Below are 13221 nucleotides of genomic sequence, written 5' to 3' on the forward strand. Positions count from 1 at the left end.
TGACTTTGGGGAGAGCTTTCTGATGAAACTAATAATTATTATTGTGAAACTCTAAGTGCTTCATAGAACCGTTTTGTCATTTCGACTGTATAGGTGCTTCCCCTCGGTTCCTTCGCTTCGACACCTTCTATCATCATGGCTGTAAGCATGGTAGGATCCTGCTGGTCATAGGAGACAAACCATCCATTTTCCGTGCCGGTTGTTCCCTGTTCCATTTTTATTTCGGCGGTACCGGTTTTTCCGGCCATTTCCCTACCAGGAATATTCGCTTTTTGTGAGCTACCTTCTGTAACGATCTTACGGAGACTAATTTGGAGCATTTTCGCTTGTTCTTCTGAAACTATGTTCTCTTTCCAGACCTTTTCGGATTCTTCCTCCAATAACAGCGGCTGCATCATGTTTCCATTATTGATAACACCACCATATATGCTTGCAAGATGGACAATGTTCAATAGAAATTCTCCTTGACCATAGGCAGTATCCGCCAGTAGAATTTCACCATCTAATGTTCCAGAGTTAGAAATCTGGGATTTTACTGTAGGATAGGTGAATGGAAGTGCTTCTCCAACTCCCAATTTCTCCAAGCCTTCTATAAATTTCTCTTCACCGATTGCAAGCCCAACTTGTGCAAAATAAATGTTATCAGAGAATTTTAAGCCACTTTCCAAATCGACTTTTGTATCGTTCCCATAAACTCTATTAATTGTATAATTTCCCCACGATTCATCCTTTTTCCATTCCTTCGTATTGATATCGTATGTCTTGTTTGGATCCAATGACTCATTCTCCAACCCGATTACGGATGTTATCAGCTTCATGGTGGATCCTGGTGAATACGTATAGGAAAAACGATTTACTGTAGGTTTTTCCGGATTGTTTTCCAAGGCCTCTCTCTGTTGTGAAGTGATTCCCAATACATAATCATTCGGATTGAATGAAGGTAAGCTTACAAGACTTCGCACCTTGCCGCTATTCGGTTCAACTACAGCTGCGATGCCTGATTCTTCTTTCAAAGTTTCATAGAGCTTTTGCTGCATAGCTGCATTGATCGTAACCTGTACATTCTCGCCGTCCTGTGCAGGGGTCTCGACGATATCAATGGTGCTGCCATCTTCTTTTTCCAAATAGATTTTTTCGCCGTTCTGAGCCCTTAATCGCTCTTCGAGTAGTTGTTCGAGCCCCCTCTTCCCTACTTTATCTCCAGGTGCATACCCTTCAAGCTTTTCAAGGTCTTCTGCACTTACTTCCCCGATATACCCGATCAAATGGGCCGCTGCCTCTCCATATGGGTAGATTCTATCTTTTACTCTTGATACTCTCACACCAGGGATTGCTTCAGCTTTATTTACCGTTTCTTCATCATCCAGGAGGAACTTCTTGACCGGCATGACATAATCCGGCTTGGCCCAGCTTAATGTATACCGGGATTTGATGTATTCCTCATCCATATTGATGATCCCTGCTAAAACAGATAGGGATGCTGCCTCATCAAACTCTCCAGGAACCACCCCGATTTCAGAAACTTCGGCATTTTGTGCCATAGGATTGCCTTCACTATCAAGAATTTCTCCCCGGTTAGCACTGGTAGTGGTAATTCTGACTTTGTCGGTCAATTCAAGCTCCGGTAAAATATAGCTTGGATCCCATTGGACGTTCCAGGAATCTGGTTCTTCTTCCTTTATCACTCTTTCCATGACAAAATCCTTTTTATACTGGACATTTCCTGCATAGGTATCAAAGGATATCCTACCAGGTATGGTGACAGAAGACTTCTCTTCCCATATAACGTCTTTATCGAGCACTTCAACTTTCAAATTCGATACTTCAAGATCGCCATACAGCTTTTCATAACGCTCGGAAAACACGTCAAAACCATAGGTTTCCTTCGTGGAATCAGTTAAATATGTATCATACATTTTTTGATAATCTGCGTCATTCCAACTACCGATATACTCATCGAGTATTTCATACGGACTGACCTTTTTCTCTTCCTGGCAGCCGCTTAGCATTAACAAAAAGAACAAGGTAAAAATTACTTTTTTCAAATCCTTTTCCTCCTCAGCTGTATCCCAAAATTATCTAATCTAGGAAAATATGTTATGTTCTAAGGATACAGGAATTTCCACTTTAATAAAAGCCATAAGAATAAGCTAGATTAATATACTTCGTTTCTACTGATAAGGGATACCCAACTGCCTGTTTATTTTTAGCAGTAGGGTATCCCTTTAGAAAATTATAATTCTTTATCTTTTATTCCTTCCAAGTAAACCTCAATTTCCTGGATGACTGAATTGACGCAACCCTCTTCAAATGGTGAAATTAATTTTGCTTCTTTTACAAGTTCTGTAAAGGATTTGCTACCACCTTGCTTGCAAAGATGCAAATAATCTTCCCATGCACCCGCATGGTCCTCCTGAGCTTTTTTCCAGAACTGTAATGCGCAAATTTGAGCCAACGTATAGTCGATATAGTAGAAAGGAGAGCGATAGATATGACCCTGCTGGTGCCAGAATCCACCTTCTTCAAGGAATTCGTTCCCATCATAGTCGATATGCGGCAGATATTTTTTCTCGATCTCCCGCCAAGCTTTGTTTCGTTCCTTAGGCGTTGCTTCCGGGTTGGCATATACATAATGCTGGAACTCATCAACGGCCACACCGTATGGGATAAAAAGAACAGCTTCACTTAGATGAGAAAACTTATACTTATCAGTATCCTCTTTGAAGAAAAGATTCATCCAAGGCCATGCGAAAAATTCCATGCTCATGGAGTGGATTTCACAAGCTTCCAAAGTCGGGAATCCATACTCAGGCACCTCAAATCCACGGCTTTCAAACACTTGGAAGGCATGTCCCACTTCATGCTTCAAGACGCGTACATCTCCCTTTGTCCCATTGAAATTCGCGAAAATATAAGGGGACTTGAACTTGCTTATGTAAGTACAATATCCACCTCCTGCCTTCCCTTTTTTACTGAGCAGGTCCATCAGTCCGTTGTCTAGCATATATTTATAGAACTCATCCGTTTCAGGGGACATCTCCTTGTACATTTGGATGCCCTGTTTGACTATCCACTCTGCGTCACCTTTTGGATCAGGGTTTCCTGATTTGAAACTGAAATTATTATCATAGTACTTCAGCGAGTCCACACCGATGCGTTCCTGTTGTCTCTTCATGAGTTTTGATGCCAATGGTACGATATATTCCTTTACCTGGTCACGGAATTTTTGTACCATCTCCGCGTTATAGTCCGTTCTTTTAAGTCGAGCGTATGCCAGGTCGGTGAAAGAATCAAAGCCAAGTTTTTTTGCTATTCTAGTTCTGACTTTCACAAGGCTATCATATAAAGTATCCAATGAATTGGCTTGCTCGCTAAAAAAACTGTATTTAGCTTCATTTGACCTTTTGCGGACATTTCTGTCCTTCGATTGAAGATATGGAGCAAGCTGGGAAAGATTTTTCTCTTCGCCTTCGACTTGAATTTTTGCGGACGCAAGTAATTTTACGTATTCACTCACCAGCTTATTTTCTTCCTGAAGATCCTCAAGGACGTCCGGTGAGAAAGTTTTCAACTCACTGTCAGCAAGGGCAAATAGCTGACTTCCCCATTTTTCCTCGAGCTGGTTTCGATACTTGGATGAAGTAAGTGCATGATAATATTTTGTAATCAGTCCTTTATAGGAAGGACCCGCCATATCAAAAAATGATTTCTCCTCTTGATAAAATCCATCAGTCGTATCAACCGTATGACGGATTTGTACAAGCTGCCTCATGGATTCGAATTCTGAGCGCAACTCATTGATTTCCGCCATCGCCCGATCCTGCACCTCGAAGGATTCAGCCGACTCGAACTTCTCCAAAAGTTCATTGAAATCTTTCTCGATGATTGCCATGTCCGGTCTATGATACTGATATTCATGAAATTGCATGTAATCTCTCCCCCTTTTAACATTGTCCCATTTTATTTCGACAAAAGATGCGTGTAACCCTTTAGATTTTCCGAATTAATTTCGAAATACGAAATATAGATTGTAAGTAACCTCGCCCCCACCAAATCGCGGCGCCAAAAATCGAGAACATCTAAAAAGAGTGGCTCACGAACAGCCACTCTTCTCTTCACTCTTTACTTATTCCATACCTCTGCAAGAATCTCAAAGGATCTTAAACGAGCCTGATGATTATAGACACTTGTATTGACAATCAGCTCATCCGCATTTGTTTCTTCAAGGATTTGCTGCAGTTTCGCCTTAACCGTCTCCCCGCTGCCTGTAACTGTATATCGCAACTGTTGCTGGACAATTTGCTTTTCATACGGACTCCATAATGAATCGATATCTTCCACTGGAGGTTTCATCTTACCTGGATTTCCACGGATCAGATTTAAAAATTGCTGCTGGAGTGAGGTTGCAAGAAATTCTGCTTCCTCATCGCTATCGGCCGCTATCACATTCACACCAATCATGGCGTATGGTTGGTGTAGCGCATCACTTGGCTTGAATTGTCTGCGGTACAATTCCAAAGCCGGTAACGTATAATCAGGTGAAAAATGGCTTGCAAATGCAAATGGCAAGCCGAGTTCAGCTGACAGTTTCGCACTGAATCCACTCGAGCCTAACAGCCATATGGGAATATTCAACCCTTCACCAGGCACAGCCCGGACTTTAGTTGTGCCGTCGGGATGGAAATATGAACGAAGCTCTGCTAGTTGCTGGGGAAAATGCTCTCCACCGCTGCTTCTGTCCCTTCGAAGGGCAGCCGCTGTCAGCTGGTCGCTTCCTGGTGCTCTCCCTAATCCTAGATCAATGCGGCCGGGATAGAGGGTCTCCAGAGTTCCGAATTGCTCAGCGATAACGAGAGGTGCGTGGTTAGGCAGCATGATCCCTCCTGAACCAACGCGAATCGTTGTTGTTGCCCCGGCAATATGGCCAATGACGACCGATGTGGCTGAGCTGGCAATACCGGTCATATTGTGGTGCTCGGCCAGCCAGAATCTTTTATATCCTAGCTTTTCTACATGTCGGGCAAGCTCCACACTATTCTGGAAAGATTGACCTGCATTGCTTCCTTCCACTATGGGTGCCAGGTCTAGTACGGACAACGGGATCGGATTTGATTGTGGTAGATTTTCATTCATAGTCGTAACAAACTCCCTTCCTGCTTTACTTCTTTATCGTAGAAAATTCCTCTTTGATTCTGTTCAGTAGTTCCGGGTCAGTCAATATTTTCAATGCTGTCAGAGCCATCGCTTTTGCCCCGAGCATCATCGCCTCTTTACCTTGCTCACTTAATGCGGCATCCCGGAATTCTACTGTGTGGCAACTGAAAAGCTCGTCACAGATCTTAATATATGGATGGATGGAAGGCGCAACAAGACTGACATTGCCCATATCCAGTGAACCTGATCCATCCCTGGATTCAGTTATGTCACTTGCGGGTACCCCTAACTCAATGAGTGAGGAAGTAAAAGCATCGGAGAGTGCATCATTTGTCACCATGTTGTCATAGGAGAGTTCATAGTTGGACATTTTCATCGTCGCCCCTGTCATAAGGGAGGCACCTTCTGCTATTGCTTTTACTTTTTGCACCAATTCGTTGACGTAGCTCCTTGTTTGGGCACGCACATAAAACTGGGCGACCGCATAATCAGGGACAACATTTGCCGCTTTCCCGCCTTCTGGTATAATACCGTGAATTCTCGTGTCGGACGTGACATGCTGTCTTAAGGCATTGATCCCATTGAAGGTGTGGATGACTGCATCCAGGGCATTTATCCCTTTTTCAGGGCTTGCAGCTGCATGTGCAGGTTTACCAAAGAACTCAAACTGAACGGCATCCATTGCCAGTGAGGATCCGCTCTTCACATAGGAATGCAAAGGGTGGACCATCATCGCCATATCAAGATGATCGAATACCCCTTGTTCCGCCATCGTGACTTTCCCGCCTTTTGTTTCCTCCGCAGGTGTACCGTAAACCACGACTTTCCCGCCTGTTTCCGGTATTATTTTGCTGATAGCAATGCCTGCTGCTATACCCATGGTTCCAATCAGATTATGGCCGCATGCATGACCAATCTCAGGCAGGGCATCATATTCACTCATAATTCCGATTGTTGGGCCTTGTTCTCCGCTATCAAATACTGCCTCAAATGCTGTAGGCAGGTCACATATACCCATTTTCACCGAAAATCCATGTTCAGACAGTGTATCTGCAAGCAGTTTGGAAGACTTGAATTCTTCATGTCCAAGCTCCGGATTTTCTCCTATACTTGTGCTTATATCATAGAATTGTTCCCGTAATTCATTTAAAGTATCTATTAAAATCTGTTTCATATGTAGTCCCCTTTGCCAGTGATATGTAAGATAATGATTAAAAAACATCTTATCATGAACTTATTTTTTCGGATAATAATCTGCCTGAAAATGAAAAACAGCACTTCAATCATTAAAGTGCCGTTTGTAAATATAACCTATTAAACTCTCCTCATCTGAAAGACATCCATCCCATTTTTAAAGATTGACCGGAGCAATGCGAGTTTAGGGGACAGGGTTTCCTTAGGTGCTTTCCCAACTGCAATTCTTTCGAGCTGCAAACTATACCATGTCAATTCCAGCATGGCGGTCCTGTCTATCCATTTGATTCCTGTCTTTCTTGATGCCAATTGAACCTGCTCTCTCGATCCTTCCATCAGTTCATCAGGTAGGCTTGGATAAACAGCCATCGGACGTGCAAGCCCAATCATGTCGGCATCCCCGGACTGCAAGGCATCAAGCATACCTTTTCTTGTGCGGAATCCACCGGTTACAACGATAGGTGCCTTCGAAACCTTGTTGGCTTCAGCTGCAAATTCCAAAAAATAAGCTTCACGTTTTTGGGCGCTTTGCTTCATAGCGCTACCTGTCATTCTAGGATTTTCATACGATCCACCTGATACCTCGATCAAATCTATTCCCAGGTCATTCAATCGACTGATGACTTTCATCGAATCTTCTTCAGTGAAGCCAGCTTTCATAAAATCAGCTGAATTCAATTTTACCGAGATGGGATACTCCTCCCCCACTTCACGTCTGATGCTCTTGTAAATTTCTATAAGGAATCTCATGCGGTTTTCAATGGAGCCACCCCATTGGTCCGCCCTCTCGTTATGGCGGTTTGAAAGGAATTGACTGATTAGATACCCGTGCGCTGCATGTATCTGCACACCAGTGAATCCTGCTTTTTTTGCTATGCCTGCAGTAGTTCCAAAACGTTTGATGATATCCTGAATTTCCCGTTCGGTCAGTTCTCTTGCAATTGGAAAATACTTTTGGAGAGAAGGTTCGAATTCAATTTTTGATGGTGCAACCGCCTCTTTTACAATCCCTTTGAATACTTGCTTTCCTGGATGGTTGATTTGCATCCAAAGCTGTGTATTGTTTTGTGTACCTGAATTGGCCCATTTTTTTAAGAGTTCAAGGTCCTGTTCATCCTCAATTACAACATTCCTAGGCTCACCAAGTGCCCGGCGATCGACCATGACATTACCCGTAACCACAATTCCCGCGCCGCCTTTTGCCCAAGTTTCATACAACCGAACCAATTTTTCAGTCGGCCTGTTACGTTCATCCGCCAATCCTTCACTCATGGCCGCTTTGAAAAATCTATTTTTTATCATTATGCCATTCGGCAATACTAGTTTTTCTTCGAAATTGGTCATACATAATTGTCCCCCTTTTCCTCTTTAAGATAGCATGTCCATCATTAAACCTGAGAAAATGGCTGGACGAAAAAAGGCACTACCCTGAGAGTAGTACCTATTATCTTAGGATGAAGCAGTGACACTATTCCGCCCAATTCCCATTTCTGAATAACGGTATACGTTCGCCGTCTTTTGTAATCCCGTCAATATCCATTTCTTTTGTACCGATCATAAAGTCAACATGTGTAATACTTGAATTTGCCCCGCAAGCCTCCAATTCCTCCTCGGACATTTCCTTACCACCCTCAAGTGCAAATGCGTAGGCATTTCCGATAGCCAGGTGATGGGAAGCATTTTCATCGAAAAGCGTATTGTAGAAAATCAGATTTGTATTGGAGATAGGTGAATCATGCGGAACAAGTGCAACCTCACCCAAATAGTGAGACCCCTCATCCGTTTCCACAAGTTTCTGGAGTGTTTCATACCCTTCCTCGGCCTCGATTCCCACAATGCGACCATTTTCGAATGTGAGCGTAAAGTTTTCAATAAGATTTCCACCAAAGTTTAGTGGCTTGGAGCTCCTTACTGTTCCATTCACACCTGTTTTGAGTGGGGTAGTGAATACTTCTTCTGTTGGCATGTTTGCAATAAATGTATGTCCTTTTTCATTGATGCTTTCAGGCCCGATCCACTCATGTTTTTCCGGCAGTTCGATAGTAAGGTCTGTTCCCTCTGCCTGATAGTGCAGGGCCTTGAACTTGTGGCCATTAAGGAAATCCACTTTTTGGCTTAACTTTGTTTTATGATCGTTCCAAGCTTTTACTGGATCCTCGAGATTGGCTCTGGTCGCATGGAAAATAGCTTCCCATAACTTTTCTTCCTGTTCTTTTTCATCAAGCCCTGGAAATACTTTTGCAGCCCAGCCCTTGGACGGAACGGCTACGATCGACCAGCTAACTTTATCGGACATCGTGTATTTACGGGACTTTTTGGTTGCAGCCCCGGCAGCCTTTTGAAGGTTGGCGATCTTTTGGGAATCGACACCTTTCAAAAGGTCTGGATTAAGAGAGGTGATTGCCAGAAGTGCTGCTCCTTCCTCATAAGCTTTTTCCATCATTTCCGCTTTCCAGGTCGGGAAATATTCAAAAGACTCATCGGATGCGTAGTCATAGCGGATCCTAGTCACTGCTTCATCGTTCCACTCCACTTGAACAAGCTTTGCTCCCGCTTCATAGGCTTTCTTCGCCACTAGTCTTACATATGGGGCTGCAGCGATGTCAGCGTTTACAATAAGTGTCTGGCCCGGCTGTACATTTACTCCTACCTTTACTGCCAATTCTGCATATTTTTCCATAGTCTGTTCGAAATTGTTCATTATGTATTCCTCCTACATGTTCTCTATCTATTAGTGTTGTAAATTCAAAATAAATTAGCAATTATCCTGCGTTTAGGTTGTGTACTATTTTGTTGCCATGACCAAAAAGTATCATTTCGAAAGTGTTTTGTCCAATATTTCAGATAAATTTTTATAAAAAAAACCGATGATCTGCTCATCGGTTTCAATTAGTTATTTTACTTTTGACATGCTGTTCACTTTTGGCAAGCGCTCACTGAAGAATGACATTCCATGTTTGAAGCCTGCAAGTCCGTACAACATTGAGCTCCAATCAATCAATGTAACCTTTGTCGGGTACCAGCGGTCGGGCTGCTCAAGATGCCACCAAGAAATGCGGTGTAACCCATATTTATAGGCAGCACGGAGTTTAGCCTCATCTTCCTTATCCTCGTCATTTGTATAGACATCATATGGAATATGCAAGGAGTATTGTGCATAAAGGTCATAGATGCCAGCAGGATATACAGGCAGATAGCCGCCGATGATATAGGAAGATGAAATATCATGGGGGGCGTTGTTGATTTTATCTGCATGGTAACCGCCAAACAGGCCATCATTCGGACCTGCTCCATAACCCCAGATATAGGAAGGTACATCGTCGAGCTCTTTCCATTTAAAACGGTCCGCCAGGCAGGCATTTTTGTAATATTCCAGATAGGTCGGGCTTTCAGCATACTCAGGTACAAGGAAGAATGGAAACTGCTGAACAAAGGAAGACAGGAAAGTGCCAGGACGATCATTCAAAACCGGCAGTCCACGGAATTCCTCCTGTGGCAATTGGGAAATCTTGTCCTCGGCGAAATTGTTGTTCCATAATGCTTGAATATCCTCGTTTTCTGGTTGGCCAAGCATCGCAAGATACGAAACCATTACATATTCGTTATAGGCAGGCAGCGGGGCGATCCCTTCACCGTCTTTTGCGATCATGTTGATAACGCCTGTTTCCTTGTCTGCGACAACAATGCTCCAGTCGATGGACTTTAGGAGCTTATGGGCCATCTCCAATATTTCCGGGTGACGATCAAGGAAGTGATGTCCCGCAAATAATGCACCGGTAATAAGTAGTGTAGAATCGATGGTAGAATACTCGGAATTAAGATTTTCACCTGTTTCCATATCAACAAAGTGAGCAAAGAAGCCTGTTTTTTCTTCCCTTGCAACCTCGCATCCCTCGATTTCACCTGAAACGCCACGAAGTGTGAGGATAGCTTTTTCAGCAGCCTTTTCATCCCAGCCTTCTTTATCTGCCACACATAAACTGATCAGCCCTACACCTGTTGCAGCGATGGAACAGCGATAATCGGGATTTTGATCAAATGAGAAGTATGCGTCTGCATAAAGGCCTGTCCGCTCGTTGCGTGATGCTTCAAAAAGCAGGTAGGAATCCTTATATTGTCGATCAAAGAATGTTTTTACTTTTGGTGGCAGGTTTTTATACATATCTGTTGTGCTTGTCATTTTTTGTACCCCTTTCCTGGTTACAATTAATTCCACAATTGTTTGAATATTTCATTGTGTGAATGGTTTTTATGTAAAGTGATTTGAGATCACCATCTAGTCCAAGGACAAGGATGATGTTATAGTTATCATATATGAAAGCGGATTAATTCGAAATGGATAAAACGATTTTTTTTGGACGATACATCAATTTTTTTTAGGAGTTTGGCAGAATGATTGACATTAGCGGGGTATTTCATGACGTAGAACCGAGTTGGGGCATCAATAGTGATAGCGGGCGCTCAACATTGGTTTTTGTGACAGATGGGATTGTGGATTATTTAATTGAAGGTGAAAAAATATCTTTGGAAAAGGGAGAGCTCTTATATATACCGGCATATCTTAAGCGTTCATGGAGTAATGCGGTACACATGACACACAAGAAATATACCGTAGTCTTTTCAAACGACATTCATCAACCGTTATTTTCTGATAACAAGGAGGATCTTATTCGTTTCAAGCCAAGAAAAGCAGCCTACTACGAACAGCGACTTACATTCCTTTATGTTCAATGGCTAAGCCAAAGAAGCTTTTATCGGGAGATGTCGCGGAATATCCTTTCCGAAATTTTCATTCTGATTGCTCAGGAAAAGGAAGAGTGGCATACTTCTCCTATCAAGGAAAAAACGGTAAGGAAAATCCAGGAGCATATTCTATATAACTATCGCAGGAATATTACGATTGAGGAGCTTGCCGAGCTTGCAGGTGTAACGAGTAATTATGTGACTGTTTTATTTAAAGAAGTGCTCGGTGTCACTCCCATACAATATCTTCATCAGACACGAATAAACACTGCATGGAACCTGTTGCAAAGCACCGGCATGTCCGTGCGTGAAGTGGCCGAGTATCTGGGATATTGCGATCAATCCTATTTTAATCGAATGTTCAAAAAATGGATGGGGATGGCCCCTACACATGTAAGAGTATAAAAAGGCAGTGTTCATGATACTGGATGAACACTGCCTTTCTTTATTTATAATACTGCAGATGAAGTTTCCTTTTTCACTGTATTGGAGAAAGCCTGTTGTATTTTTCTTGTTAAGCTACCCGGAATTCCATTGTTGATGGATTTTCCATCAATAGAAATGACAGGTACCACTTCACTGGTCGTGGAGGTGACGAAGACTTCATCTGCCTCCATAAGCTCTTTAGTGGTGAATGGCTGTTCTTTGCAGGTCCATCCATTTTCCAGAAAAACTTCGAGCAGCTTCTGCCTTGTTATGCCATTCAATATGAGATTGGTTGCAGGGTGGGTGTAGATGGTGCCATCCTTGATGATGAATACATTGGATGATGTTCCTTCTGTCACCAGGCCGTCCCTTATCAAAATCGCCTCAAATGCACCCTGTTCATAGGATTTTTGCTTGATCATGATATTATAGAGGAGATTCAGGCTTTTAATATCACAGCGCAGCCAACGAAGATCCTGTTCGGTTATGGCAGTAACGCCAGAGGATCTTGTTTCGGCCATTTCTTTGTAAGGTAAAGGATATGCAATCAATTTGGATGAGATATCCTTTTGATATTGGTGTGTCCTTGGTGCCACCCCTCTTGTCACCTGGAGATAAAGTCCGCCCTTTTTCATATTATTTTCCTTAATGAGCTTACGGATATCCTGTTTGAGATGATCTGATTCGAATAGAATTGACATACCTATTTCCTTCGCACTCCGATAAAGCCTTTCAATGTGTTCATCCAGAGTGAAGGGGACTCCGTCGTAAATATTGATGACCTCATAAACCCCGTCCCCGAATTGGTAGCCCCTGTCTTCCATATCCACCTTTACAACTGATCTTGCAACTATTTCTCCATCCACAAGGACCTTCATAACAATCCCTCCGTTCTATGTTAATTGTAACGCTATTGGGCAATGATCGCTTCCAAGAATGTGGTGATGGATCTCTGCATCTGTTAGTCTTGTTTGAAGCCTTTCGGATGCAAGGAAATAATCGATCCGCCAGCCAATATTGCGCTCTCTGACCTTATTCATGTAGGACCACCAAGTGTAGCGGTCTGTATGGTCGGGGTAAAAATGCCGAAACGTGTCCAGGAAGCCGGAATCGAGCATCCTAGTCATCTTCCCTCTTTCTTCTAAAGTGAAACCTGAATTGTTCTGATTTGATTTAGGGTTTTTCAAATCTATTTCGGTGTGAGCAACATTCAGGTCACCGCATACAATGACAGGCTTCTCTTTATCCAACGTTTGGATATAGCTTAGGAACCTGTCTTCCCAGTCGAGGCGGAAATCCAGGCGTGCAAGATCCCTCTGCGAATTGGGAGTATACACATTGACAAGGTAAAACTCATCATATTCCAAGGTGATGATTCTTCCTTCAGGCTCCCGTTCCTCGTAATTTTCCATATCAAGGCCGTATGTAACGTGGAGAGGCTTCACTTTAGAAAAAACTCCGGTACCTGAATAACCCTTTTTTATCGCATAATTCCAGAATTGATGGTACCCTGGCAGGTCTAAATCAATCTGCCCCTCCTGCAGCTTTGTTTCCTGTATGCAGAAGATATCAGCATCCATCTCATGAAAAAATTCCAAAAACCCTTTTTTTACGCATGCTCGTATTCCGTTGACGTTCCAAGATATCAATTTCATGTTGTAGGTGTACTCCTTTTTACTATTAACCATTTATTCTCACAGTATA

General features: G+C 42.8%; 10 protein-coding genes. 1 reads left to right on the top strand and 9 read right to left on the bottom strand.

Annotation, left to right across the window (positions count from 1 at the left end; genetic code table 11):
- Positions 1–38: 38 nt before the first annotated feature.
- The 7 genes from JOC95_RS05210 to JOC95_RS05240 form a co-directional block, all read right to left on the bottom strand.
- Positions 39–2045, bottom strand: coding sequence for a penicillin-binding transpeptidase domain-containing protein (locus JOC95_RS05210; RefSeq protein WP_204414133.1), 2007 nt, complete (start codon positions 2043–2045; stop codon positions 39–41).
- A 188-nt stretch (positions 2046–2233) separates the two neighbouring features.
- Positions 2234–3928 (bottom strand): M3 family oligoendopeptidase, encoded by a 1695-nt coding sequence (locus JOC95_RS05215; protein WP_204414135.1) that lies wholly within the window; start codon positions 3926–3928, stop codon positions 2234–2236.
- A gap of 194 nt (positions 3929–4122) precedes the next feature.
- A complete protein-coding gene (locus tag JOC95_RS05220) occupies positions 4123–5133 on the bottom strand; it encodes an LLM class flavin-dependent oxidoreductase (protein WP_204414137.1) in 1011 nt (336 codons plus the stop codon).
- A 25-nt stretch (positions 5134–5158) separates the two neighbouring features.
- A complete protein-coding gene (locus JOC95_RS05225) occupies positions 5159–6328 on the bottom strand; it encodes a M20 family metallopeptidase (protein WP_204414139.1) in 1170 nt (389 codons plus the stop codon).
- 140 nt (positions 6329–6468) lie between these two features.
- Entirely contained in the window at positions 6469–7692 is a 1224-nt protein-coding gene (locus JOC95_RS05230) for an NADH:flavin oxidoreductase/NADH oxidase family protein (protein ID WP_204414141.1), read from the bottom strand.
- 124 nt (positions 7693–7816) lie between these two features.
- Positions 7817–9049: an aminopeptidase gene (locus tag JOC95_RS05235; RefSeq protein WP_204414143.1), complete on the bottom strand. Its 1233-nt coding sequence runs from the start codon at positions 9047–9049 to the stop codon at positions 7817–7819.
- Between the two features lie 192 nt (positions 9050–9241).
- Complete coding sequence (locus JOC95_RS05240) at positions 9242–10528, bottom strand: hypothetical protein (protein ID WP_204414145.1); 1287 nt, start codon at positions 10526–10528, stop codon at positions 9242–9244.
- A gap of 212 nt (positions 10529–10740) precedes the next feature.
- On the opposite strand from JOC95_RS05240, the gene JOC95_RS05245 reads away from it, so the two are divergent.
- Positions 10741–11496, top strand: coding sequence for a helix-turn-helix domain-containing protein (locus tag JOC95_RS05245; protein ID WP_204414147.1), 756 nt, complete (start codon positions 10741–10743; stop codon positions 11494–11496).
- Between the two features lie 44 nt (positions 11497–11540).
- Here JOC95_RS05245 and dat read toward each other — a convergent pair whose 3' ends face one another.
- On the bottom strand, positions 11541–12395 hold the full coding sequence (gene dat / locus JOC95_RS05250; RefSeq protein WP_204414149.1) for a D-amino-acid transaminase: 855 nt from the start codon (positions 12393–12395) through the stop codon (positions 11541–11543).
- Between the two features lie 15 nt (positions 12396–12410).
- Positions 12411–13172 (bottom strand): exodeoxyribonuclease III, encoded by a 762-nt coding sequence (locus tag JOC95_RS05255; protein WP_204414151.1) that lies wholly within the window; start codon positions 13170–13172, stop codon positions 12411–12413.
- Between the last annotated feature and the right edge of the window lie 49 nt (positions 13173–13221).

This window comes from Sutcliffiella tianshenii, assembly GCF_016908565.1.
GTDB lineage: Bacteria > Bacillota > Bacilli > Bacillales > Bacillaceae_I > Sutcliffiella_A > Sutcliffiella_A tianshenii.